The organism is Salinispirillum marinum, from assembly GCF_042650105.1.
GTDB classification, from domain to species: domain Bacteria; phylum Pseudomonadota; class Gammaproteobacteria; order Pseudomonadales; family Natronospirillaceae; genus Salinispirillum; species Salinispirillum marinum.
Genome location: NZ_JBHSAL010000001.1, coordinates 1139049 through 1162409, shown reverse-complemented (window position 1 = coordinate 1162409; position 23361 = coordinate 1139049). Strand labels below are relative to the sequence as shown.

Here is a 23361-nt window from a genome sequence, read left to right as displayed (position 1 = left end):
ACCTTGGCTTTTGCCATTACGTCATGCCATGTAAGCTAAATTGCTGTTGATCCGGCGTCAGTTGAGAAACCTTCAGGCCACGATAGCGCTGATCCAATTTGATCAATTTATCGATGTCTTTTCGAACAGCCGCGGTGGCCAAACAACCCAAATGAAACCCTGTGATCATGCCCCGCTGGAGTGGGAAAACCGGCCCTAATGGTTCTTTTTTAGCTTGCGTTAAGGGTAGCACCAATCGCCATTCACGCAATGCAGACATCTCGCCGGGCGCTTCAAACCAACCCGGAAAGGGTTTTTGCTCCGTGCTCTTTAAGGTACGCCGTTGCACATAGTGCACATGACGCAACAAGCGTGGTAGCCCAGGTGAACTTTGGAAACCCGCATGTTGCGGGTTCACTTCGAGGGCAATGCCAGCATGATGATCGCCCCAACTGTACCACGCCAAGGGGTTTTGTACCGCTTCGGTGAAGGTGAGGGCGACCAAGGCTTGATGGCGCGCCAGATCAAGCCGTTCTGCATTGTCACGCTGACCACCTTGGGCATGAAACTCGGCTTCCAATGCCGGTCGTTTGGCTTCCATTTGCTGCGCAAAGTACGCAAAGTCCACCGCGCCCCGTAAATGCTCAGGAATGGCTTGATACCGTTGTTGTAACAGCCCCAACCACTGGTCTTGGCTTAGCGCGTTTTGTTTGTGTGCTGTGGGCTCTTGCACCAACCAGGGATTACCCAGCTGGTGTGCCGTCTGCAACGGCAAGGTTCCACGTTTTACATGGCCTAATAGGGTAGCTGGGCCGATCAGATACAGCTTGGTGCTGCCAGTGGTCACAGCGCACCTTGTGCTGCCAACTCGGCCGATACCGCATTCAAGCGCTGCGCCAAACGCACGGCGGCGCGCTGTATTTGCTCTTCAAAAGTGGGTAGCACCGCCACCCGATACACGGCATTCCAGCCGTCGGCCGCCCCCACAGTAGCATAGGCGGTATTCCGGGCCACCTCATGCGTCTCCCAGATCCACGCCTGCGGATTGCCCTGTGACCATTCGTTCACTTGCTGTTCGGTCAATTCGCGTCCCCACGCGTTGGCAATTTCAAACGGTCGACCGCGCAAATAATCAAATAAAAGAGATTGCCAAATGGCGTAGAGAGAAACCCTACGCAGGTCCGGCCCCATCAGCATGATGTCTCGACCGCTGCTGTCTGTCCGGTAACCCGCGTTCATCGGGTCGTGTAGGTCACCCATATAGTGCATCAGAGCACGTAAGGCTTCCATGCGCTGGGCGCGTGGTAAACTGGGGGTGATCAAGGCGCGTTCGGCGGCTAACACCGCACCGACACTGCACATAGCTTGAGGACAGTGTTTCGCGGGGTCGAATTGTGTGTCGTCGTCATCGAACCAGGTGTAATGCAGCGCTAATCGAGCCGTATTTTCCGGTAACTGATTGGTGATCGCTACCGCATTGGCATCGTTAATTAAGGCTAAACGGTAATTGCTACCATAGTAATTGCGCAGCAATGCCTCGGTATCGGCACTGAAGAACCGGCTGGCAAGTTGCACCACCACTTCATGTCCGCGTGCATCAAAAGCCTGTACCGATGCACCTGCACTCAACAGCAGGCCAATAATCAATAAGCGGCACGCCGCTCCGCCAACACGCCTAATACGACGAAGATCAAAACGATACCCACCCCGAGAAACAGGTGATCGACGCGCCGAAGTATCTGTGCCAACCATAGGCCCCCTTGAACTGTTAAATACCCGTAGCCCACCGCACATAACAGAATAAAAACTGTGGTGCGAACCAAAAAATGGGCTCGTTTTACCAAGCTTAATGCCGCACGATTCACATCCTGCCCAAAAATCACCAAAACCGTTGCCACGATGGCTGAACTGATGAGCCGTAAATGCCCGGCAAATAGATTCGAAAAGTCTATCAATAAAGACTGCACTCGGGACTCCAGTATAGACGTAAACAAGGGGAAAAAGTGTCGCTGTTAAGGCAAGGCAGTGCAAGCCATAATCATTGGACGAAAAAAAACCGCTAAACAGCGGTTTTTTTGGTACAGCTAAACGGCGATTTGCGTTTAGACCGAATAATAATGGTGCCGACACCCGGATTCGAACTGGGGACCTACTGATTACAAGTCAGTTGCTCTACCAACTGAGCTATGTCGGCAACGGGGCGTACTATACTCGCGGCTCTGAAAGCCGTCAATAACTTCCTACGGGTAATCAACGACTTAGCGCTAAAATTTCTTTAAGGTCAAAAAGCGTTGCCGGTTAACTGGACTTGGCCTGTGCCGGAATGGGTCGAATACGGCGTTGTTCGTCAATCGCCACATAGGTAAATTCGGCTTCTGTGACCTTTTGCCGTTGTTCTTCTTCCGGCATACGGCACCACACTTCTACTGTCACCCGCAATGAGCTTCGACCAACCTGCTTCAATAGCGCATAGCAACATACCACTGAGCCAACTTTGACCGGTCGCACAAAAGACATATCACCAATGGCCATGGTCGTTACTCGACCCCGGGCAATTTTACTGGCCATCAATGAGGCTGCGGTATCCATTTGGGTCACCAACCAGCCACCCGAAATATCACCATTAGGGTTGGCATCACCCACCATGGGCACCACCCGGAGCATCAGCTCGCCTTGCGGGTTAGGGGAGAAACTGTCGTCGTACATGGAAACCTGCAAGTATTATTTTTGGTTCGCGTCAGTATAACGGCAGGGCTCGTTGGACAACAGTGCGATTACCCGATCACTTCCAATTTTGCGAATTGATACACCAATTGCTTTACGCCACCGTCTGCAAAGTTCACCGCTACGGTAGCGTTTGGACCCGTACCGGAAAAGTCCAGCACCACACCTTCACCAAAAAACGGGTGCTTAACCAAGGCCCCCAATTGAATGGGTGAGGGTTGTTGTTGGAGGCTGTCGTTAGAAGACCAGCTCACCGGTCGGCTAACCTGCATATTAAGTCGCACTTCAGCCAGTAAATCGGGGGGAATTTCCCGCACAAAACGTGAAATCCGGTTGAAGCTGTCCTGACCATAAAGTCGTCGGCTTTCGGCATGGGTTAAATACAGTTGTTGCTCGGCTCGTGTAATACCGACGTAGCAAAGCCGACGCTCTTCCTCCAATTGTTCAGGGTCGTCCAGACAGCGCTTGTGGGGAAATAACCCTTCTTCCAGGCCGACCAGAAAAACCACAGGAAACTCCAGACCTTTGGCCGAATGCAAGGTCATTAAGGTGACCGCGGCTTCATGCTCATCGGCCTGTGCATCTCCCGCATCCAAGCTCGCTTGGGCTAGAAACTCGGCCAGCGGGTCTTGTGTTTCGTCCACCTCAAAGCTGCGCAAGGCGCCCACCAGCTCTTGTAAGTTTTCGACTCGGGCTTGCCCGCGCTCGCCTTTTTCCTGCTTGTGGTAGTCCACCAGCCCGGTCATATCGAGTACGGTGGTCAGTAAATCCGCTAGGGCCAAGCGCTGGCGGTTTTGCTGTAACTCATCCATTAAGGCAAAAAACGCCTGTAGGGCCGTGAAGGCCTTGCCACTGACCAATTTCAGGGTGGTACTGCGCTGCGCCGCTTCCCACAACGAACAGCCTTCTTCGCGGGCCAGTTGACGAATTTTTTCGAGCGATTTTTCCCCTACGCCGCGTGGCGGTACGTTGATGACCCGTTCTAGCGCGGTGTCGTCCAACGGATTATTTACCAAACGCAAATAGGCCAGTGCATTGCGAATTTCCAAGCGCTCATAAAAGCGCATGCCGCCATAAATGCGATACGGGATACGAGCGCGTAACAAAGCTTCTTCCAGCACCCGGGATTGCGCGTTGGAACGATAGAGAATGGCAATATCATCCACCGAATGACCGGATTCCGCCCAATCTTCGATTTGCTCGGCGACGAAACGGGCTTCATCTTGTTCATTGAAGGCGGCATACAGTTGAATCGGCTCGCCTTCTTCCCCGGACGACCACAGCTCTTTACCCAATCGCCCCTGATTTTTTTCAATCACCGCATTGGCCGCGGCCAGAATGGTTTTTGTGGAACGATAATTCTGCTCGAGGCGAATCAGTCGGGCGGCCGGGTAGTCCTGTTGAAACAACTGCAAGGTTTCCGCCTTGGCACCACGCCAGCCATAAATTGACTGATCATCATCGCCCACCACGGTGAGCTGCCCGGTCGTGCCCAACAACACGCGTATCCACGCGTATTGAATGGTATTGATGTCTTGAAACTCATCGACCAAGACATGCCGAAACCGGGTTTGATAGTGTTGCAACAAGGCCGGGTTGTGACGCCAGAGTTCATGCGCGCGCAACAGCAATTCAGCAAAATCGACCACACCCGCTCGGTCACAGGCCGTCTGATATGCACCATAAATAGCATGACATTGGCGGGCGAAGGCGTCCTGCGGGGGGGCCAAATGCGCTACCCGTTTGCCTTCATCTTTTTGTTCATTAATAAACCACTGGGCTTGTTTGGGTTCGATGGTGCTGTCTTGCAGGCCCAGTTCATTCATTATGCGTTTGATCAGCCGCAGTTGGTCGTCGCTGTCCAGAATCTGAAATTCACGGGGTAAATTGGCTTCTAGGTGGTGTTGTCGCAACAACCGATGCGCCAAGCCATGAAAGGTCCCTATCCACATATCCTGCACCGGTTGGGCCAATAAGTCCTCCAACCGTAGGCGCATTTCACGCGCGGCTTTGTTGGTAAAGGTAACTGCCAACACACCGGTGGGTGCGGCTAATCCTGTTTCTAACAGCCACGCAATACGGTGCGTCAGAACACGGGTTTTTCCGCTGCCTGCGCCCGCGAGCACCAACAGGTATTGATCGTCTGCTTGCACTGCATCACGCTGGGGAGCGTTCAAGTGTTGCAGCCGTTCAAGAATGGACATGTTTTTCTCCGACGAAGTGGCACAAATGCAGGGCAGCGACTACTGTTAGACCATGGAAAGTAGACAGTACATGGCGTCCGATGGTGATGTACTGAGCGCGAGCGACTGCTAACGGGTCTTCCTGACGCAGACGGATTGCATCGGCATTTTAACTTAGCTGTATATATATACAAGTCATGTCCAAATTACTCCATGCTTATCTGCACCGTACCATGACACGCCGATGGCGCTATATGATGCTGCGCATTCGGCGTGCGCCGATGGCTAGCCTTTTAGTGCTGTTTGTCTTTGTTATGGTCGGCGCGGTGTCCATCCTTTGGTGGTGGGGCCCCATTGCGCCGGGCTGGGCCATGTCCACCATCATGTCTGCGCTGGCGTTAAGTGCCGTATTGGTCACCGTTTATCAGTTTTATTGGGCACGCAACCAAGCGAGAAAACAACGGATGTTGCGTCGCTCGCTGCAGGAACAACGCGAATTTATGGCGTTACGGGTAGCCGAGCGCACGCGCGAACTGGCTGATGCTAACCGACAGCTCAGTACAGAAATTCGCTTGACCGGCGAATACACGGACGCGCTGCGCGAGAGTGAACAGAAATTGCAATTGGCCATGCAAGCTAGCCAGTTGGCGGTCTGGGATTGGCATGTCGCAGCACGTACGTTTTCCATCGAAGGGCCGGATGGCGGGTTTGGGCAATCGCAGCATGGGCAGATGCTCGATTTGCGTGATTTCGTTTACGCCGAAGACTTCCCTCAAGTGCGCACGGCCATTCAAAACCATTTGAAGGGCCGCACAGCCTATCTGATCATGCGTTATCGCACCCAACAAGACCCAAGCCTTTGGGTGGAAGATCGGGGTCGTACCATTGCCTATGACGCACAGCGACGGCCCGCACGAATTCTCGGCACCCGCCGCAACATCACCACAGAAGTAAACCGGGAGCGTGAACTGACCTTGGCCGCCAGTTTGTTCAGTGGCAACCGGGACCCTTTGCTGGTATTGGATCGCCAATTTAATATCACGGCGATGAATCCGGCGTTCGCTGATATGCTGCGTCGTCCAGCCACGGATTGGGTAAACCGGCCTTGGACTTCCTGTAGTCACAGTGAATTAATTCCACAAATTACCAACGGTCTGGAACGCCAAGGCCATTGGGAAGGGGAGATTCTAGAAGCTCGTGCGGACGGCTCGGCCTTCCCCTTATTCATGAACATACGCTCGGTGTTTATTGGCGATCATGTGGCGCATTACCTGTGCTTTTGCCGTGACCTCAGCCAGCAGCCCGCCATGATACCTAGCTCGGAAGCCCATTATGACCCGCTAACGGGCTTAGCTAACCGCCATTATTTTCATCAGCATCTGGACTACTATCGACGCATGGATCATTTGCCAGCACATCAACTGGCGTTGGGTATTCTTAATGTCGATGGTTTTCGCCAACTCAATGAGCAATATGGGCACTCGGCGGGTGACCAGATTCTGCAACATCTGGCGGCGCGCTTGAATCACTACGGTGCACCCCTGATTATGGCGGCACGCTTGGGTGCAGATGAGTTCGCCTTACTCTTTTCCCATTACGAAACGACGCAACGCTTGAAGCAACTGTGCTTACAAATTGTGCAGGACATGCATCGACCCATGATGCTGGACCAGGCCGATGTATTAATGGGCGTGTCCATCGGTTTGATCGAACTCACCGAGCATAATGTACATCATGGCTTTAATGATGCGCGCAATGCGCTGCAAGAAGCCAAAGCCAATGGCGGTAATCAGGTGTTATTAGGCGGTGAAGCCTTAACCTATTCCGCGCTCGAGCGCGCCACCATTGTGCAGTATTTGCAGGATATTCTGACGAACTTGAATTCTCCACTGCGCTACGTGCCAATGTATGCGGCGCCGCATGATGAAATAGCCATTGGCTTGCGCGCGTACACAACGCTAACAAATGAACGCGCGCATGCTTTCATGGATGAACCACTGTTTCAAATGGCGCGGGAACGCCATCTGGAGGAACGTTTATTTCGCCAACTGTTGGCGGAAGCCATTCGTACGGCGCAAGCGGTGCCGTCCTACAGTTCCGAACCCGTCATGCTGTCTTATCCACTGAATGGTACGACCGCCGCCAATGACCAATTGGCGACCTTAGTGATGTCAGTGGCTGACGAATTGCAGTTCCCGCTCCACCAGTTAGAAATATCGTTAGCGGCTCACCATTTAGACACCAGCCGTTTTGAACACATCGTGCGGCAAATTGCGGTGTTACACAGTCGTGGCGTGTTAGTCAGTTTAGACTGCTTAGGCACTTTGAACCTCACTATGGACCAACTCAGTCGTCTCCCGCTTTCCACCTTACGGTTAAGCCATGCGATGCTGCAAGCATCGCCTTTAAGCCCTCAGATCCAGCTTTTACTGGCCACTGCACGTGAGCTGGGATGGCGGCTCGCCGTCACTGGAGTGGTTAACGAACCAAGCCTGCGTCAGTTGCATCGTTTGGGGGTCGATTCTGTTGAAGGCCCATATTTTGCTGCGCCACTGGATAGTTCAGCGCTATTGACGTTATTGAACCAAGTGGCATTACACGACCGGGGGGACAACATTCATGTGCACTAAGGAATCATCGCCCCACCTAACCAACCGCTGACAAAAACTGGACAATATGCTGCACCCCATCCTTGGCATTTACCTTGCTTATGTTCATCTGAAACTCTGTTAAAACGCAGAAATTGGCCTTAATTGTCATCAATTGGTCAGATATTGAGCATAAAATTTGTGCCGTCTCGGTCAATGTCATAAAATGGTGCAGCCGCTTTAAGGCATTGGCAGTAAAAAAATAACAACAGGCAGGTCCTTAGGATCTCGCCGCTGCTTAATCAAGGAGTTACACGCATGTCGGTGAACTTGTTTGAAATCGAGTTAGCGAATATTGAAGATGACAGCCTTCATAGGGCATCCGATAGCAACGAAAACAAACGTCACAATAACCATCGAAAGTTGGCCGCGCGCCGCGCTGTTGAAGACCACCTCGAACGTCAGCGCTTGCGTCAGGAGCTGGGTGACTGGGACTTAGAACTCTTATCTTGATGCCATAAAAAAGGGACATGATGTCCCTTTTTTATTGTCGCAACTTGAAAGAACCGCCGTTATTGCGCGGCGGTCTGCTGCGCCAATTGCTGGGCAATACGCAACATATCTTCATTTGTACGTACGCCGGGCAAACCGCTCTCAATCAAATACCGGCCGTTAACCACCACTGACGGCGTGCCCCGAACTTGTGCCTGTGCCGTCATGTTTTGGGCGACCCGCGTTTTCGTGCGCACGGAAAAAGAATTAAACATTTGTTCAAAGCGGTCTTCGGATACACCTTGGCGTGCAAAAAAGGCCGCTAAGTCTCGCTCTGTCCGCAAGTTATTCCGATTCACAAAAATCTCGTTGTAAATCGCCATGTGGGTATCGGCAGGAAGGTCAAGAAACTGCCAAGTATAAAAGGCTCTACCGTGCAGTTCGTGTACGGCGCTGAAGGTGGCTGGCACCTCTTCAAAGACCAGATTTTCAGGTAACTGGGCCTTGAAACGTTGTACCGCCGTTTCGAGGTTGAAACAGTGGATACAACCGTACCAGAAGAACTCCTGTATCAAGCCGTCTTTTCCTGCCGGAATAGCGACATTGAGTGGTCGCGCCAACTCGCGATAATGAACACCTTCTTCTAACGTTTGTGCTTGCGCTGAAGTCAGTAATAGAGCACTGACCAGTAAAGCACCGAGCATGGTAATACTGCGATTCAACATGAATACATCCTGCTTGAATTGGGTTGCTGTCTTGTGACTCTATTAGACACAAAAAAGACGGCCGAAACCGTCTTTTTACGTTTGCTTTAATCGTCTATTAAATCAATGCAAACCCTGAATATAGGCGGCTACTGCTTCAATTTCGAAATCTTTCAAATTAAAAGCGGTGCTGCGCATAACACGGGTGTCGCCATCGGTCATACGTGCATCAGCTGCTGGCTCGGCAGCGCGATAGCCGTTACGGTAGGCTTCGAGCTGCGCAATGGTGTATTGAGCGTGCTGTCCACCCAAGGCTGGAAAACCGGCCGGGGCGTTACCCTGTCCGTTGGCACCATGGCAAGCGATGCATCCCGGCACACCGCTGTCGATCACACCACCGCGATAAATGCGCTCGCCCAAAGCGACCAAATCTGCATCGGCTTCACCAATCGTGCTCTCTTGCGCGGCATAGAAGGCAGCCAGATCCATCATGTCTTGCTCACTCAATGAGCCGACCATACCGGTCATGATGGCATTCACACGCTCGCCGGTTTGGAAGGCCAGCAATTGCTCAAACAGGTATATTTCATTTTGCCCGGCGATTTTAGGGTTTGCGGGATCTGCACTGTTTCCGTCCGCTCCGTGACACGCAGCACAGGTGGCCGATAGTGTTTCACCGCGCGCGGCGTCACCCTCTGCTTGTGCAAACGTAGCCAGCCCGAACACTGCAAGCATAGCCGTGATGGTCTTTTTCATTATGCCTTCCAATTGTAAGTAGTGAATTCTGTAATGGGCGATAGTTTAACCATCGAAGGCTATGGGAGCAATTGCTCTGGTAACATCTCTTGCACCGCAGCCGCGAAATCTTCCTCTGTACAGCGCGTACAATAGCCTTTTGGCGGCATTCGACGATTTCCTGCCCAGCCACGAGCGATAATTTCTTCCAGCGACGACATTTCCAGACGGCTCTGCCAGTCACTTACCTGGTCGATTCTTGGTGCATTGGCGATACCTCGTTCATGGCAGGCTGCGCAAAACCGCTCAACCACCTCGCCGGGTGCAAACTCTGTAGCTCCCGCGCCAAGACTGAGCATCGCTACCGCCAATATTTTGCTACACTGCGCTGCATAACCCTTTAATACCATTGTCACTGTACCTGTTTTGCCTGTTCGGCATTGCGTATAGGACGCTTACCGAGTGTTGTCATGTCGGAATTGATCAATTTTCATCAAGCACAATTTATGTTGAGCGCGCCTTCCCTCAAAAGCTGTCCTGCGGATACCGGGGCGGAGGTGGCTTTTGCGGGTCGTTCAAACGCCGGTAAATCCAGTGCTTTGAATACCCTGACGCAAAGCCGCAAACTTGCCCGCACCAGTAAAACACCGGGTCGCACGCAACAGATCAATTACTTTCATTTCGGCCATGCGGATCTGCGTCTGGTCGATTTACCCGGCTATGGTTTTGCCCGAGTCGAAAAAGCGCTGAAAAAGGCCTGGGATGCGCACCTCGAAGAATACCTACAACAACGCGAATCGTTGATAGGCTTGGTACTCCTAATGGACATTCGGCACCCTTTTAAAGAGTTTGATCAGGCGATGCTGCAGTGGGCGGTCGACGCAGACATTCCCGTGCACATCCTGCTGACCAAGGCCGATAAACTTAAACGCGGTGCACAACAAAAAGCCTTGCTGGAAGCCCGTAAAAGTCTGGTAGAAGTGGCCGACAGCGTGAGCATTCAAACCTTTTCGTCCCTTAGCGGCGACGGGACAGAGGCACTGACGGCGAAACTCAGCGCATGGTATTCCCCGCATTTTGTGCCAGTGACTGATGGAGCTATTCAGCCTGAACAGTCCCGCCCGTCGCCAAAGGCATCGACTGCTAGACCAGCCAAACCGAAAACCGTTAAGACAAAGACGTCGACCGCCAAGCCATCAACGGCAAAGACGAGATAACCAAAAACTACATCGCCAAAAGCAAAGAGACGTAGTGGTCCACCAACAGCGCCGTAAACAACCACAGTAGATAGCTGATTGAAAATTTAAACGTGGGCATGGCGTGTACCACGTCTTCCCGCAGTTTAAAGGCCCAATACAAGAAGCGCAGGTTCAATAGAATAGCCGCCAGTAAATACAGCCGACCGGCTTCCATGATCAGAAAGGGCAACGCAGTGACCACTGCCAGTAAAAACGTATACAGCACCACAAACAATTGCGTATAAGCGACCCCGTGCGTTACCGGCAACATGGGGACTTCTGCACGGGCATAGTCGTCGCGTCGATGAATGGCCAGCGCCCAGAAATGTGGTGGCGTCCACGTAAATACAATCAATACTAACAACAACGCCATTGGGTCTATCTGTCCGGTCACCGCCACCCAACCCAATAAAGGGGGAGCAGCACCCGCCAGCCCACCAATAACGATGTTTTGCGGTGTGGCGCGTTTCAAAAACCCGGTGTAAATAAAGGCATAGCCGACCAAAGCTGCCAGCGTCAACCACATGGTCAGATAGTTGGTAAAGAGCGCCAGAATCACGCTACCCGTTACCGCCAGCACGGCGGCGAAAGCCACACCGACGGCGGGGGTCACACGGCCGGTCGCGATGGGCCGACGCTCTGTGCGCTGCATTTTTTGATCAATACGCTCGTCAACGATATGGTTAATGGCAGCGCCACTCGCCGCGACCAAAGCGATACCTAAGTTGCCAAAGAACATGACCCAAGGGTCCACCCAACCCGGTGTTGCCAAAGCCATGCCGACCACCGAAGTAATGATCATTAACATGACCACTTTGGGTTTGCACATTTCCCACAAATCGTGAGCCATGCTGCTCTTGGTTTGCTCTAAGGTGCTATTTACCATAAGAAAGTTCTCGGTATATCCGGTACAGCGTAGTGACCACGGACAATAAAAACAGTGCCGCCACGCCGTTGTGTGCGGTTGCGGCCCATAAAGGCAATGCTAAATAGACATTGATGATCCCCAAGGCTACCTGTGTGGTCAGTAGTGCCAACATCACCAACACCAAATTCTTTAGCCCGGCACGCCACGTTTTCCACGCGAACCACAGCGTTAATAACGTCAGAATCAATGCGCCTACGCGGTGCACATACTGAATGGCAGCACGGGCGGCGACATCCAGCTGGCCACCCAAGTAGTTCGGCCCGACATGCTGATTGAAGTCGAACGCCAAGTCATAGCCATCACGATAGACCCAATAGCCCTGACAGGTTGGAAAATCTGGGCAGGCTAGCGCGGCATAGTTCGAGGACGTCCAGCCACCCAAGGCAATTTGGATGATGGTCATCAATAGAACCATAAAGCCCAGCTTTAGCCCCAAACCATGCCGTTGAATCACCATACGTGGCTGCCAGCCTGAATAACGCAAGGTCAAAAGCCACAACAATGTGAATGTCGTAAATCCGCCCAACAGGTGCGCCGTTACGACTTGCGGCCAGAGCTTCAAGGTAACCGTCCAGGCACCAAAGGCGGCTTGCAACACGATAACCAAACCAATGAGGATAGGCAATTTGACTGGTTGGCCCGGCAGATGCCGATTACGAAAGGTGATCCACCATAACCCCAACACCATAAAGCCGAGCGCTGTCGCAAAGTAACGATGCACCATTTCCGGCCAGGTTATGCTGTGATCGACCGGGAATTCAGGCCACGCCTCATTGGCAGCTTGGATATCGGTTTCAGCTAACGGAGCCCATAAGTGACCATAACACAGCGGCCAGTCAGGGCAGCCCAGCCCGGCATCCACCAAGCGAGTGAACGCCCCAAGGCCGATGACCATCGAGCAAAAAACCACTGACGCTAAAGCCAAACGATAACCAGGACGAGCCAAATGACTGCTTAACATTGCGATTACCCTATTGAAGATCTTTTCAGAAGCGTTTTCATATCTTTGAGCACTTGTTCATAGCGATGATCCGCATTGAAGGTCATCACCACATTGCCCAATGGATCAATGATATATAACTGCACCGGCTCAACTTGGTTCAACGCTGCCGGATTGCCCACCGACTGAACTAACCCGGGGTATTCATCCACCAAGGTGACGGCTTGGTCAGTAAGTAAGTGGCGGCGTACCCGTGGACTTTCTTTACCCAGCGCGATATGTACTTGTTGTACCCAGAACAACTGCTCTTCGCAGGCCACAGAGCAACCATCAAGGCTACTGGTTACTAACCACCAACGCCGGTCGTCTTTTTCCAATGCCAAGGCACTGATGTCGATGGGTGGTTGAATCAATACCCCTTGGTTTACTGTGTCGTCACCTTTAACCCAGCCGGAAAAATAAAGCCCGGTTGACGCCAAGATCACCAAGATCGGCGTCAGCAACACGACATACAATTGCCAAGCTCTGTGCCCGGGTTTAACGTTAGACTCACTGGCCATGCTGTTCATCATTACCTCGTGTTAGTTCGGACGCTCGATGTACGCCCCAAATCAAAAACCCTATAGACAGAACCAGTGCCAACCCAAACCATTGAATGGCATACCCTAGGTGACGGTCGGGTGGCATCGTAACCGGTGACCATTGATCACTTAAGCGTAAAGCGGCGGGCTGAAGGACTTGCCCAATCAAGGTTGATGCGTCGAACCCATTATCCGACGGGAGTTGACGGAAACTTTGAATCCGCCAACGCTGACCTCCCATGTCTTCCGCCGCGGCCGTCAGCATGGGCTCCGGGGGCACGGGACGCACCTCCACAACCAAATCCCACTCACCTTCCGGTGAAGCCAATAATGGCAACTCCGTGCGTTGTGCCGGCGCCGCAACAAATCCTAAGCGCAAGATCACCGAGGCATTCGTCGCACAAAGGCGGGCAGGCGCAAAAACGTCGTAGCCGACTTGCCCGCCTTGTGTACGGTTGTCTAAAAACCACAGGCTACCGTCGAGCTGTGCACAAAATTCAAGTATAGTGCCTGCTGCATGGGAATCGTAACCCTGCCAGACAATAGGTGACCGCTGTTGCTCACGCTCATAGTCGGCCAGTTGTTGGGTTTTTTCGTTCGCCCTATTTAACTGCCAACCACCTAAACTGAGGGTGAGTGGTAGGAAAACGACCACCAGCAAGGTCATCGGCCAGCCCGGTTTAAACCGCATTAGGACACTCAACCATGATTAAAATCGTCATTCTCATACTCGCCGTGGCCATGATTTTTGCCTTGGTCACTGCCGCTAAACATATGTGGACCACATCAAACGGGGAAAAAACCCATTATTGGCTCATGTGGCGAGTCGGTATTGCCGTTGCCCTCATTGCTGTCATTATCTTCGGCATGGTGACGGGGCAATTAACACTACAAGCACCTTGGCACGGCCAGTACTAATGAAGCACCTATTCTTTCAGTAAAAAAAACGCCGCCTCAAGGGCGGCGCAGATTCTAGCAGAAACTTGGTCGGATTACAGCCGTTAGACCAAGTACACCAAGACAAACAAGATCAACCAAACCACATCAACAAAGTGCCAGTACCACGCGGTCGCTTCAAAGCCAAAATGATCTTTTGGCGTGAAGTGGCCTTTAAACACGCGTACGGCCATAACGGTCAGCATCGTCGTACCCAGTATTACGTGTGCGCCGTGGAACCCGGTGAGGATAAAGAAGGTTGAGCCATAGATGCCCGAATTCAGGGTTAAGCCCAAATGCGCATACGCTTCATAATACTCATAGGCTTGGAACCCTAAGAAGATAACAGCTAGCACGATGGTCGCAACCAACCAGGTTTTTAACTTCTGCCGATGGTTGTGCAATAAGCCATGATGGGCAAAGTGTAAAGTCACACTCGACGTTACCAGTAAAATGGTATTGATCAAGGGAATGGTCCAGTGCATGGCGTGCTCTGGGCCCTGGAACAACTCAGGAATAGGGTTGTTCAAGAGAGGCCATTCATACGTAAACCCGTCATACAACATGCCGGTGACAGCTTTGGCACCTTCACCCGCCATCCACGGTAACTCAAACAGGCGAATGTAAAACAAGCCACCAAAAAATGCCCCGAAGAACATGGCCTCTGAAACAATGAACCACTTCATCGAATAGACAAAGGATGCCTTCAATTGGTCACTGTTCATGCCTGCCATGTTTTCTTTGGCGACGATTACAAACCAGTTGTACATGGTAGCCGCGAGTACTAAGGCACCGGTCATAAAGACCCAGATACCCATACCACTGTCGGTCATACCGGCACCGCGTTGCAACATCAACGCCGTACCAATGATGGTCAAGAACAGCGCTATGGCCATCCAAATCGGTAACTTACTTTGTTCCGGCACATAGTAAGCCGGGGTTTTTCCGCTAACAGCTGACATTATAGGCTCTCCTTCACTGCGGCCTTGGCCATATCCGGTAAATTGAATAACGAATAGGACAACGCAATGCTTGTAATCTGTTCTGGTACTCGCGGGTCAACAAAGAACTGCATGGGCATTTCTAGCGACTCACCGGGTTCCAGCGTTTGTTGTTCAAAACAGAAACACTCAACCTTGTGAAAATACTCGGTGACGTAAAAAGGGCTCAAACTGGGTACAGCTTGTGCCGTCATCGTCTGCCGAGTGGTGTTTTTAACATAGAACATCACCATGGACGGTTCACCAGGGTGAACCGTTACGGTTGACGTCATGGCACGAAATTCCCACGGCATGTCCGCTTGATTACTGGCCAGAAAGTTGATTCGAATGTCACGACTTTCATCCACTTCCATCACATAGTCGGCACTGGTGGCAGAGGTTGTCCGCCCACCAATGCCGGTGATTTCACAGATCCAGTAATACATTGGCACCAACCCAATAAACACAAACGCCAACATTCCCACAGTGATCAACACCAACTGGGTAATGACTTTCGTATGTGACTTCTTTTTGGCTTCGGCCGTCATGCTTTCTCGTACCTCTATTATTTGATCACCGGAGGCGTTTCAAAGGTGTGATATGGCAGCGGGCTGGGTAAATCCCACTCCAAGCCTTCCGCACCTTCCCAAGGTTTCGATTCCGCTTTCTTGCCACTGAACACGCACTTCACCACGATGAAGAGGAACAACAGCTGACTCAAGCCGAACAAGAAGGCACCCATACTGGAGATCATGTTGAAGTTCGCAAACTGCAACGGATAGTCGGGAATACGGCGCGGCATACCGGCTAAGCCCACAAAGTGCTGCGGGAAGAAGGTGATATTCACTGCAATGAACGACAACCAGAAATGGGTTTTCGCCAAACCTTCATGAAACATGTTGCCCGTCCATTTTGGCAACCAGTAATAAACACCCGCCATGATGGAGAAGATCGCACCCGGCACCAGTACATAATGGAAGTGTGCCACCACGAAGTAGGTGTCGTGATATTGGAAGTCCGCCGGAGCAATCGCCAGCATCAAGCCAGAGAAGCCGCCAATGGTGAACAAGACCACGAAGGCAATCGAGAACAACATTGGCACTTCGAACGATATTGAGCCGCGGAACATGGTGGCGATCCAGTTGAACACCTTAACCCCAGTGGGTACTGCGATGATCATGGTCGCGATCATAAAGAACATTTCGCCTAAGAATGGGATGCCCACAGTGAACATGTGGTGCGCCCAAACGAAGAACGACAGGATCGCAATGGCAGCGGTGGCATAAACCATGGACGCATAACCGAACAATTGCTTGCGCGAGAAGGCGGGAATAATGGCGCTCACGATACCAAAAGCCGGCAGGATCATGATGTACACTTCAGGGTGACCGAAGAACCAGAACAAATGCTGGAACAATATCGGGCTACCACCACCGGCCGCGTTGAAGAATGACGTACCGGCTGTCACATCCAGCAGCATCATGGTGATCACACCGGCCAATACCGGCATAACCATGATCAACAAGAACGCGGTGATCAGCCAGGTCCACACGAACAAGGGCATTTTCATCCACGTCATGCCGGGAGCGCGCATGTTCCAGATGGTCACGATGATGTTGATGGCACCCGCAATGGATGAAATACCCATTATGTGCATCGACAGAATAAAGAACACTGTAGACGGAGGACCATAGGTTGTCGACAGTGGCGCATAGAACGTCCAGCCAAAGTTAGGGCCGCCGCCAGGCATGAACAGGGTGCTGACCAATACCAAGAAGGCGAAAGGCAGAATCCAGAAGCTCATGTTGTTCAAGCGTGGCAACGCCATGTCTGGCGCCCCAATCATTAAGGGCACCATATAGTTCGCCAAACCGACGAAGGCCGGCATAACCGCACCGAACACCATGATCAAACCATGCATGGTGGTCATCTGATTGAAGAATTCAGGCTGTACCAATTGCAAACCGGGCTGAAACAGCTCGGCGCGAATGATCATGGCGAAGAAGCCACCCAACAAAAACATCGCAAAACTGAACCACAGATACATGGCACCAATGTCTTTGTGATTCGTGGTGTACACCCAACGGGTCCAGCCTTTGGCCGGACCGTGGTGGTCGTGATCCGCGTGCGCGTGATCATCATGAGCAGAAACAGCAGTCATGTCTGGCCTCCTTATTGTCCGGCTTTATAATTGACGACATCGATTGGCGCCACAATGTCGCCCGTCGAATTTGACCAAGAGTTGCGAATGTACGTCGCGACAGAAGCCAGATCCACATCACTCAATTGGTTACCGAACGCTTGCATGGCACTGCCACGTACCCCGTTAACCAAGACTTCAATGGTATCTTCCGGCAAGCCAACGACCTTGGGTGAGCCAACCAAAGCAGGGAACACGCCCGGGATGCCTTGACCGTTGGTTTGGTGACACGCCACACAGAAGGAGTTATAGACCTGTTGACCACGGGTGGTCAGCTCATCCAGCGTCCAGTCTTTGGACGTCAACTCGGCCAACGCCAAGGCTTCTTCACGCTGCTCGTTCATCCAGTTATCAAAGGCTTCTGGACTGACGGCCTCAACCACGATGGGCATGAACGCGTGGTCGCGACCACACAGCTCAGCACACATACCACGGTAGGTGCCTTCTTCTAAAATAAAGGTGTTTGCCGTATTCACAATACCTGGCACGGCATCCTTCTTAACCGCAAACGCTGGCACCCACCAAGAGTGGATAACATCGTTGGCTGTGATCAGAAACCGAATCGAGCGATCGGTCGGCAGATAAAGCGGGTTATCGACCTCCAACAAATAATCTTCAGGCTTGTCGACGACGTTAGCCACGGCTTCACGCGGCGTCGCTAAGGATGAAAAGAAGCTGACCGGAGCATTGGCCTCTTCTTCAAGGTAGGTGTAACGCCAGCGCCATTGATACCCTTCGATCATCACTGTGACATCGGCCTGTGGATCATCTTGGTAGATTTTTGCGAGGGTAATGGTGGCCGGTACCGCCATGCCCAGCAAAATAAGCAACGGAATGATGGTCCAAACCACTTCGAGTTTATGATTCTCATGCCACGTTTCTGCCACCGCGCCGCGTGATTTACGATGCGCCCACATGGCGTAGAACATGACACCAAAAACCAGCACGGCGATGATGCAGCAGATGATGAAGATCAACATATGCAGATTGAAGACGTCGTTACTGATTTCGGTGACCCCACGGGTCATATTCACCTGCCACTCAGCGGCGGCACCACCACTGAGCAGGCCAGCAACGATCAGTACCATCGCTGCTGTCAGGCTCCGGAATCGAAGTCGGTTTAACATGCTTTACCTCGGCTCGACACTTTTCTTAATTCTGACGGATGGCCTTTGAACGAATTCTCGACCGGTTAGGATACTATGACCGCGCAGTATATACGGGCTTGTTTTTATCTGACAGCCTTGCGCAGGCGCGCCATTTAAGCGTCTTGTCAACAAAAGGTCAACTTTCCTTTAATATTCAACGGCTTATTCTCTGCAATAGGAAGTGAAAAAATTTTCTACAGACGCGTTAAAAAAGCTCATGCCAAAAACCGGCAGCGTATTTGGTCCATTGCTTGGCCCTTGATGCTCGCGAATGTCAGTGCACCCTTATTAGGCTTGGTTGATATTGGCTTAATGGGCCATCAAACGGATAGCCGTTATTTAGCCGCCGTAACCTTGGGCGCTAATTTGTTTGCCGTGGTAGCTTGGGGTTTCAACTTCCTCACCATGGCGACCAGTGGCAGCACGGCCTGGGTGTTCGGGCGCAGTGGCCTAGCGGGCGCGGTTGCTTGGCTGAAACGCTTGGTTCCACCGACGCTTGGGCTTGGCTTGCTGTTGGTGATAGCAAGCAGTGCGCTAATACACTTGGGGTTAGCCTTTTACAGCCCTTCGGCGGAACTGGCTGCCGGCACTGAAGAATATCTGCACACACGGCGCTGGAGTGTGCCACTGGTCTTAATGAATCTATTGTTAGCCGGTTGGTTTGTTGGCGTCCAAAACACGCGCGTTAATTTGTGGGCAACGGTTTGTGCACAGGTTGTGAATATCCTGTTGAGCGTTATCTTTGTCTATGGCTTGAAGCTCGGTATTACGGGTGTTGCGCTCGGCAGCGCCTTAGGCGATGCGGCGGCGTTTACAATCTATAGTTACACCGCTTATCAACAGTTTAAACAGCATAAAAACACAGATTACGCACAGGTTGTCCCCAAACTGACGCATTACTTTGGACTGGCTATCTCCCTGATTGTGCGCACCTTGACGCTCCTGTTTGCGTTTAATTACTTCAATCGCCTCGGCTTGTCTTTCGGTACCGATGTTTTGGCGGCCAATGCCGTGCTGCTGAGTTTTCTTTTGGTGGTCTCGACGCTGTTGGATGCGTTCGCCAACGCGGCTGAAGCCTTGGTGGGTGAGGCCAAAGGCGCCCAGAATCGCTCGGCGCTGCACGATGCGGTGTTAGCGACGGGGGTTTGGTCGGGTCTTGGGGCGGTCATACTGTGTGTGGTCTTTCTGCTCGTTCATCAGCCGGCGATCGCGCTATTGACCGACCTACCGAACGTTCGAGCACCGGCTAATCAATACGCGATATGGATGATTACGTTGCCCTTATATACGTGGTGGGCCTATTGGTTGGACGGTGTGTTTATCGGCTTGCAGTGGGTGAAAGCCATGCGCAACATTTTACTGATCAGTGTGTTTGCGGTGTTCCTACCACTCAGTTGGCTCCTGTCCTTGCCCAATAATCATGCTATTTGGGCGCTTTTTGCCCTAATGATGCTGGTGCGCAGTGGCTTGATGGTGGGGTGGCTAAGGTATCGTTGGGCGGCCATTACATAATTTTACGGAGCCGTCCACGACAGTGGCACAGCCTTGACTATACTTCGTAGACGCGCCTGATTCCGAGAAAGCTCATGACCATCGCCGACATTGAACGCACCATATTGCTGGCCCGCATGTGTGACGAACAGCGAAACGAGGAACGCCTCGAACCGCGTGCCGATGTGGCCACCACAACCCATAACCATGCGGACTTTATTGCCCGCTACGTGAACCAACTACCGCGCTCGCTCAGTGCAACGGAGATGGGATTGCGAGCACTTGAACTGGAAGATACCGTCGAACCTATTCTGAATACCATTGAAAGCTTTTTTACCACCGGCTGTGAATTGAGCCAGCACGGCGGCTTAGCGGCGTTGCTGGACCGGGCCTACTTGGGCCACCGCTTATTGGAAGAACTCAATGACCATTTACACGTCCGCACCGGCACCTGGGTACTGCACACCGACATGACAGAAGCGAACGTGCAGGCGCACCAACTGCTGGGCGAGCCTTACGCCAGCGAATTGGACGATATTGTGCTGCAAGTGATGGATGCCTTCAGCCACGCGCTGTCCATTCAAACTGAGGTACCGATCTTAGATAGCGCTATAGAAACATTGAAACCCTTTGCAGTGTCGGGTGACCAGCGTCTAAAGTAGAGGGCCTATAGCAACCCCGACGATTGGAATACAGGACTTCTCATGAAGGACAACGCATGAAAGGCTTTGATTGGCAGTGGCACAGCGCCAGCAGCGCAACCCCCAAAGGCATGATGGTGATCTGTCATGGTATGGCTGAACATCATCGGCGATATGGCGCCATGGCCGCGTTTCTCAACCAGCATGGTTGGCACGTACTGACCTATGACCATCCCGGCCATGGCCCACAAGCCGATACCTTAGGGGATTTGGGTCAGGATGGCTGGGCGGCAATGAACAACCGCTTACAGAGGGTATTGGATTACGCCCTAGAGCAAGCACCTGCACTGCCACTGTGGCTGATGGGGCATAGCATGGGTTCGTTTACCGTCCTGGATCACGCCTGTCGCTTTTCACTGCCAGCACAATTGAAAGGCCTCATTCTGACCGCAACCGATTTGCCGCCGACGGCCGACACCTTGGCGTTACGGCAGGTGAGCGGTTTGCTGGCGCGCCTTTATGGCCCGACACACCGCAGTGCGTTACTGCAAAAACTTACCTTTGGCCGGTTTAACAGGGCGTTCAAGCCCAACCGTACCGAGCATGACTGGGTATGCGGTGACCCCGCCGTCGTCGATGCCTACGAGGCTGACCCGTATTGCGGGTTTCCCTGCAGCGTGGGGTTTTGGCATGAATTTTCCGCCGTATTGCAACGCTTAGGGCGTAAGTCACATCTCCAAAACTTACCCAAAGAACTGACCTGTATTTTATTGGCGGGCGGCAGAGACCCAGTAGGTCACTTTGGCAAAGGCCCACGCCAGTTGACGCAGCGCTTCCGTGCCCTTGGCTACAGTGCCGAATTAAAACTTTACCCCACCCTGCGCCATGAGATTCTGAATGAAAAAGATAATGCCTTGGTATGGGCGGATTTACAGCGCATGGCGGCGGATTTTACCTAAAGCCTGCCTCCTATTGCTGGCATTGTCGGCCTGGACGGCCAATGCGGATGTATACCTAACGCCAGACGTCGAACGGGTAGATTTACATCGGTTGGATGGTGGCACGTGGCACCCCGACTGGGTAAATGAGCCATCTTCGGAACCGCGCCTGCCGGGCGCGGGTGTACCGAACGCGGGGTTTTCAGCGGACATTTACCACTGGCACGCTACGCTGCACAACACCAGTGCGGAAACCCGTTGGCTACTGGTGATCCGAAACCCATCACTGGACATCGTGCGCGTTAGCCTCGATGGTCAGGACGCGGTACAGACCGGGGACTACCAAACACCCCGAGCACGCCCCTGGTTCAGCCATCATCTTGCTCTACCGTTGACCTTGGGGCAGCAATCCAGCGCACTATCCATTACCGCCACCAGTGACGATTGGCAGTTCTATCCCATGATGCTGGTCACCGAAAGTGGCTATCAACGTTATGTACAGCAAGAGATGCTGGCGGTCGGTACGGTGACCGGCCTGCTCCTAGCCGTGTTCCTCTTTAATCTCGTACAAACCCTGCTTAAAGGCCATTGGTCCTTCGTCTGGACGGCGGCAACGGCCTTGCTTTGGTCGCTTCATATTTGGTTTTGGTACGGCCTTGGGGCGTTGTGGCTTTGGCCAAATCAACCCTGGTGGCAGCAACATGTTTGGTACATCACCCTAATCGCCACAGCGTTGGGTATTCTGGCTTCCATGATCAGCGCTGTCGGCGAACGCTGGCCACGGGCTGTTCGGCCTTGGTTGAATACAGGTTTACTGGGCGGCGTGGGCGCGCTCACTTTACTCTTGCTGCTGGCACCAAAAGGCCTATTTTTAAGCATTCTCTGGGTTTGGTTTGCTGGTATGGTCGTGGCGCTGATCCTGTGCAGTCGTCGCTTACCGCGCATGCGAACGTTGCATACGATGTTGGGGGGTTATGCACTGCTGTCCGGGCTGTTTTTTGCCTACATGGCGTTTAGCCCTTACCTGATCAACAGCCATATGCTGACCTTGTTCTTATTTTTCTCTGTGATAACCGGCTTTCATTCGTTTGCCGTGTACTGGCAGTATCATACGAGAGAGCAGCAAGTGTGGCATGACTTACAAGTGCGCTCCCAGCGCTACGAGGATGAAGTCGACGAAGGGCGGGAACAACTGGCGCGCTACCGCAGTGCTTTACAGTCCGGTCGCTCGTGGCGTTATGCTTTCACGCGCAATTTAGCGCAACGGTTTGCCACCATCGAGCAGTCCATGGGGCAGCTGCGACAGTCTGTTTTGGCAGAAGAGCGCCAAGAACTGCTGAACTTAGCCGTACAAGCCAGCCACGAGGGGCAACGCTACATTCAAGATTTAGGTCAGCTCGAACAGGTATTGGTGGACGACTACGCCCCGGTCCTGACCCACCAACGCCTGACCGATTGGCTGGCCCAATTTAATGACTGGGTAGAGGAGCAAGATGTATCAGCCCGGGTATTCTTCCGCGCTGAAGCCTTGGGTCCTGCGGCTGATTTACCTACATTACAGCTACCCGGCGAAGCCTTGACCATTATCTGTCAACGCTTGCTGGACAATGCGTTTCAGCACACCAGCTCCGGATTCGTAAAACTGGTGGTGGAACAGGAAGCCTCGACCATGCACTCCGTTCGTTGTGCCTTTGAAGTTCGAGACTCCGGCAGTGGCATGAATGACGCGCTTTTAGGCGCCGTGCAGGCGTTTTGGAACCAAACGGCGAATGCCGACCAACAGCATTTGTTGGGCTCAGGCCTGACGATCGCGCTGACCTTGCTGCGGCGCCTGGATGCCTCTTTGCGCGTGCAAGCGGCTGAAAATGCCGGTACCAGCGTGCGCTTTTCTCTCGACTTAAACGCATCTACAAACCAAGACGACACGTAACCCGA

General features: G+C 52.6%; 24 protein-coding genes and 1 tRNA gene. 8 read left to right on the top strand and 17 right to left on the bottom strand.

Going from position 1 to position 23361, the window contains the following annotated elements; translation table 11 throughout:
• Positions 1-16: 16 nt before the first annotated feature.
• From ACFOSD_RS05430 to uvrD, 6 genes are all read right to left on the bottom strand, one after another.
• The gene (locus ACFOSD_RS05430) at positions 17-826 is read right to left on the bottom strand and encodes a hypothetical protein (protein ID WP_380692745.1); all 810 of its coding nucleotides are present in this window, start codon (positions 824-826) and stop codon (positions 17-19) included.
• A complete protein-coding gene (locus ACFOSD_RS05425; protein WP_380692746.1) occupies positions 823-1626 on the bottom strand; it encodes a S1/P1 nuclease in 804 nt (267 codons plus the stop codon). Before ACFOSD_RS05425 ends, ACFOSD_RS05430 begins: the two co-directional genes overlap by 4 nt.
• Positions 1623-1946, bottom strand: a complete 324-nt coding sequence (locus tag ACFOSD_RS05420; RefSeq protein WP_380692747.1) for a DUF3392 family protein — start codon at positions 1944-1946, stop codon at positions 1623-1625. Before ACFOSD_RS05420 ends, ACFOSD_RS05425 begins: the two co-directional genes overlap by 4 nt.
• Before the next feature lie 151 nt (positions 1947-2097).
• A tRNA-Thr gene (locus ACFOSD_RS05415) sits at positions 2098-2173 on the bottom strand.
• A 104-nt stretch (positions 2174-2277) separates the two neighbouring features.
• Positions 2278-2685, bottom strand: a complete 408-nt coding sequence (locus tag ACFOSD_RS05410; protein ID WP_380692748.1) for an acyl-CoA thioesterase — start codon at positions 2683-2685, stop codon at positions 2278-2280.
• A 68-nt stretch (positions 2686-2753) separates the two neighbouring features.
• Positions 2754-4907 (bottom strand): DNA helicase II, encoded by a 2154-nt coding sequence (uvrD, locus tag ACFOSD_RS05405; protein WP_380692749.1) that lies wholly within the window; start codon positions 4905-4907, stop codon positions 2754-2756.
• Positions 4908-5083: 176 nt separating this feature from the next.
• Here uvrD and ACFOSD_RS05400 point away from each other — a divergent pair, with 176 nt between their 5' ends.
• Together ACFOSD_RS05400 and ACFOSD_RS05395 are read left to right on the top strand one after the other, a co-directional pair.
• Positions 5084-7516, top strand: a complete 2433-nt coding sequence (locus tag ACFOSD_RS05400) for a diguanylate cyclase domain-containing protein (RefSeq protein WP_380692751.1) — start codon at positions 5084-5086, stop codon at positions 7514-7516.
• Positions 7517-7792: 276 nt separating this feature from the next.
• A complete protein-coding gene (locus ACFOSD_RS05395; protein ID WP_380692752.1) occupies positions 7793-7987 on the top strand; it encodes a PA3496 family putative envelope integrity protein in 195 nt (64 codons plus the stop codon).
• Between the two features lie 59 nt (positions 7988-8046).
• Here ACFOSD_RS05395 and ACFOSD_RS05390 read toward each other — a convergent pair whose 3' ends face one another.
• The 3 genes from ACFOSD_RS05390 to ACFOSD_RS05380 all read right to left on the bottom strand — a co-directional run bounded on the left by ACFOSD_RS05390 (position 8047) and on the right by ACFOSD_RS05380 (position 9815).
• The gene (locus tag ACFOSD_RS05390; protein ID WP_380692753.1) at positions 8047-8691 is read right to left on the bottom strand and encodes a thiol:disulfide interchange protein DsbA/DsbL; all 645 of its coding nucleotides are present in this window, start codon (positions 8689-8691) and stop codon (positions 8047-8049) included.
• A 102-nt stretch (positions 8692-8793) separates the two neighbouring features.
• Complete coding sequence (locus tag ACFOSD_RS05385) at positions 8794-9426, bottom strand: c-type cytochrome (protein WP_380692754.1); 633 nt, start codon at positions 9424-9426, stop codon at positions 8794-8796.
• 59 nt (positions 9427-9485) lie between these two features.
• Entirely contained in the window at positions 9486-9815 is a 330-nt protein-coding gene (locus ACFOSD_RS05380; protein ID WP_380694942.1) for a c-type cytochrome, read from the bottom strand.
• A gap of 60 nt (positions 9816-9875) precedes the next feature.
• On the opposite strand from ACFOSD_RS05380, the gene yihA reads away from it, so the two are divergent.
• Entirely contained in the window at positions 9876-10622 is a 747-nt protein-coding gene (gene yihA, locus ACFOSD_RS05375; RefSeq protein WP_380692755.1) for a ribosome biogenesis GTP-binding protein YihA/YsxC, read from the top strand.
• 7 nt (positions 10623-10629) lie between these two features.
• Here yihA and cyoE read toward each other — a convergent pair whose 3' ends face one another.
• The 4 genes from cyoE to ACFOSD_RS05355 are packed head-to-tail and all read right to left on the bottom strand — an operon-like array spanning position 10630 to position 13783.
• Positions 10630-11529 carry a heme o synthase gene (gene cyoE, locus ACFOSD_RS05370; protein ID WP_380692756.1) on the bottom strand — a complete coding sequence of 300 codons (900 nt, stop codon included), beginning with the start codon at positions 11527-11529 and terminating at the stop codon, positions 10630-10632.
• Positions 11519-12532, bottom strand: coding sequence for a COX15/CtaA family protein (locus ACFOSD_RS05365; protein ID WP_380692757.1), 1014 nt, complete (start codon positions 12530-12532; stop codon positions 11519-11521). Before ACFOSD_RS05365 ends, cyoE begins: the two co-directional genes overlap by 11 nt.
• A 5-nt stretch (positions 12533-12537) precedes the next feature.
• Positions 12538-13083, bottom strand: a complete 546-nt coding sequence (locus tag ACFOSD_RS05360) for a hypothetical protein (RefSeq protein WP_380692758.1) — start codon at positions 13081-13083, stop codon at positions 12538-12540.
• Entirely contained in the window at positions 13061-13783 is a 723-nt protein-coding gene (locus ACFOSD_RS05355; protein ID WP_380692759.1) for an SURF1 family protein, read from the bottom strand. Before ACFOSD_RS05355 ends, ACFOSD_RS05360 begins: the two co-directional genes overlap by 23 nt.
• Before the next feature lie 14 nt (positions 13784-13797).
• Here ACFOSD_RS05355 and ACFOSD_RS05350 point away from each other — a divergent pair, with 14 nt between their 5' ends.
• The gene (locus ACFOSD_RS05350; protein ID WP_380692761.1) at positions 13798-14010 is read left to right on the top strand and encodes a DUF2909 family protein; all 213 of its coding nucleotides are present in this window, start codon (positions 13798-13800) and stop codon (positions 14008-14010) included.
• 83 nt (positions 14011-14093) lie between these two features.
• Here ACFOSD_RS05350 and ACFOSD_RS05345 read toward each other — a convergent pair whose 3' ends face one another.
• Genes ACFOSD_RS05345 through coxB form a run of 4 tightly spaced genes read right to left on the bottom strand, consistent with a single transcriptional unit; the run spans position 14094 to position 18335 of the window.
• Positions 14094-14990: a cytochrome c oxidase subunit 3 gene (locus ACFOSD_RS05345; RefSeq protein ID WP_380692762.1), complete on the bottom strand. Its 897-nt coding sequence runs from the start codon at positions 14988-14990 to the stop codon at positions 14094-14096.
• Entirely contained in the window at positions 14990-15556 is a 567-nt protein-coding gene (locus ACFOSD_RS05340; protein ID WP_380692763.1) for a cytochrome c oxidase assembly protein, read from the bottom strand. The genes ACFOSD_RS05345 and ACFOSD_RS05340 overlap by 1 nt, the downstream gene beginning before the upstream one ends.
• 17 nt (positions 15557-15573) lie before the next feature.
• Positions 15574-17169 (bottom strand): cytochrome c oxidase subunit I, encoded by a 1596-nt coding sequence (gene ctaD, locus ACFOSD_RS05335; RefSeq protein ID WP_380692764.1) that lies wholly within the window; start codon positions 17167-17169, stop codon positions 15574-15576.
• Positions 17170-17180: 11 nt separating this feature from the next.
• Positions 17181-18335, bottom strand: a complete 1155-nt coding sequence (gene coxB, locus ACFOSD_RS05330; protein WP_380692765.1) for a cytochrome c oxidase subunit II — start codon at positions 18333-18335, stop codon at positions 17181-17183.
• Positions 18336-18617: 282 nt separating this feature from the next.
• Here coxB and ACFOSD_RS05325 point away from each other — a divergent pair, with 282 nt between their 5' ends.
• The 4 genes from ACFOSD_RS05325 (at position 18618) to ACFOSD_RS05310 (ending at position 23356) form a co-directional block, all read left to right on the top strand.
• Positions 18618-19868 carry an MATE family efflux transporter gene (locus tag ACFOSD_RS05325; protein ID WP_380692766.1) on the top strand — a complete coding sequence of 417 codons (1251 nt, stop codon included), beginning with the start codon at positions 18618-18620 and terminating at the stop codon, positions 19866-19868.
• A 74-nt stretch (positions 19869-19942) separates the two neighbouring features.
• A complete protein-coding gene (locus ACFOSD_RS05320; RefSeq protein ID WP_380692767.1) occupies positions 19943-20509 on the top strand; it encodes a hypothetical protein in 567 nt (188 codons plus the stop codon).
• 56 nt (positions 20510-20565) lie between these two features.
• Positions 20566-21447: an alpha/beta fold hydrolase gene (locus ACFOSD_RS05315; RefSeq protein ID WP_380692768.1), complete on the top strand. Its 882-nt coding sequence runs from the start codon at positions 20566-20568 to the stop codon at positions 21445-21447.
• Positions 21386-23356, top strand: coding sequence for a sensor histidine kinase (locus ACFOSD_RS05310; protein ID WP_380692769.1), 1971 nt, complete (start codon positions 21386-21388; stop codon positions 23354-23356). The genes ACFOSD_RS05315 and ACFOSD_RS05310 overlap by 62 nt, the downstream gene beginning before the upstream one ends.
• Positions 23357-23361 lie beyond the last annotated feature (5 nt).

Bases quoted from the DNA above. Each gene is read 5' to 3' on its own strand.
- ACFOSD_RS05410 (WP_380692748.1), bottom strand. From the start codon at position 2,685: ATGTACGACGACAGTTTCTCCCCTAACCCGCAAGGCGAGCTGATGCTC.
- uvrD (WP_380692749.1), bottom strand. From the start codon at position 4,907: ATGTCCATTCTTGAACGGCTGCAACACTTGAACGCTCCCCAGCGTGAT.
- ACFOSD_RS05400 (WP_380692751.1), top strand. From the start codon at position 5,084: ATGTCCAAATTACTCCATGCTTATCTGCACCGTACCATGACACGCCGA.
- ACFOSD_RS05395 (WP_380692752.1), top strand. From the start codon at position 7,793: ATGTCGGTGAACTTGTTTGAAATCGAGTTAGCGAATATTGAAGATGAC.
- ACFOSD_RS05390 (WP_380692753.1), bottom strand. From the start codon at position 8,691: ATGTTGAATCGCAGTATTACCATGCTCGGTGCTTTACTGGTCAGTGCT.
- ACFOSD_RS05385 (WP_380692754.1), bottom strand. From the start codon at position 9,426: ATGAAAAAGACCATCACGGCTATGCTTGCAGTGTTCGGGCTGGCTACG.
- ACFOSD_RS05380 (WP_380694942.1), bottom strand. From the start codon at position 9,815: ATGGTATTAAAGGGTTATGCAGCGCAGTGTAGCAAAATATTGGCGGTA.
- yihA (WP_380692755.1), top strand. From the start codon at position 9,876: ATGTCGGAATTGATCAATTTTCATCAAGCACAATTTATGTTGAGCGCG.
- cyoE (WP_380692756.1), bottom strand. From the start codon at position 11,529: ATGGTAAATAGCACCTTAGAGCAAACCAAGAGCAGCATGGCTCACGAT.
- ACFOSD_RS05365 (WP_380692757.1), bottom strand. From the start codon at position 12,532: ATGTTAAGCAGTCATTTGGCTCGTCCTGGTTATCGTTTGGCTTTAGCG.
- ACFOSD_RS05360 (WP_380692758.1), bottom strand. From the start codon at position 13,083: ATGATGAACAGCATGGCCAGTGAGTCTAACGTTAAACCCGGGCACAGA.
- ACFOSD_RS05355 (WP_380692759.1), bottom strand. From the start codon at position 13,783: ATGCGGTTTAAACCGGGCTGGCCGATGACCTTGCTGGTGGTCGTTTTC.
- ACFOSD_RS05350 (WP_380692761.1), top strand. From the start codon at position 13,798: ATGATTAAAATCGTCATTCTCATACTCGCCGTGGCCATGATTTTTGCC.
- ACFOSD_RS05345 (WP_380692762.1), bottom strand. From the start codon at position 14,990: ATGTCAGCTGTTAGCGGAAAAACCCCGGCTTACTATGTGCCGGAACAA.
- ACFOSD_RS05340 (WP_380692763.1), bottom strand. From the start codon at position 15,556: ATGACGGCCGAAGCCAAAAAGAAGTCACATACGAAAGTCATTACCCAG.
- ctaD (WP_380692764.1), bottom strand. From the start codon at position 17,169: ATGACTGCTGTTTCTGCTCATGATGATCACGCGCACGCGGATCACGAC.
- coxB (WP_380692765.1), bottom strand. From the start codon at position 18,335: ATGTTAAACCGACTTCGATTCCGGAGCCTGACAGCAGCGATGGTACTG.
- ACFOSD_RS05325 (WP_380692766.1), top strand. From the start codon at position 18,618: ATGCTCGCGAATGTCAGTGCACCCTTATTAGGCTTGGTTGATATTGGC.
- ACFOSD_RS05320 (WP_380692767.1), top strand. From the start codon at position 19,943: ATGACCATCGCCGACATTGAACGCACCATATTGCTGGCCCGCATGTGT.
- ACFOSD_RS05315 (WP_380692768.1), top strand. From the start codon at position 20,566: ATGAAAGGCTTTGATTGGCAGTGGCACAGCGCCAGCAGCGCAACCCCC.
- ACFOSD_RS05310 (WP_380692769.1), top strand. From the start codon at position 21,386: ATGAAAAAGATAATGCCTTGGTATGGGCGGATTTACAGCGCATGGCGG.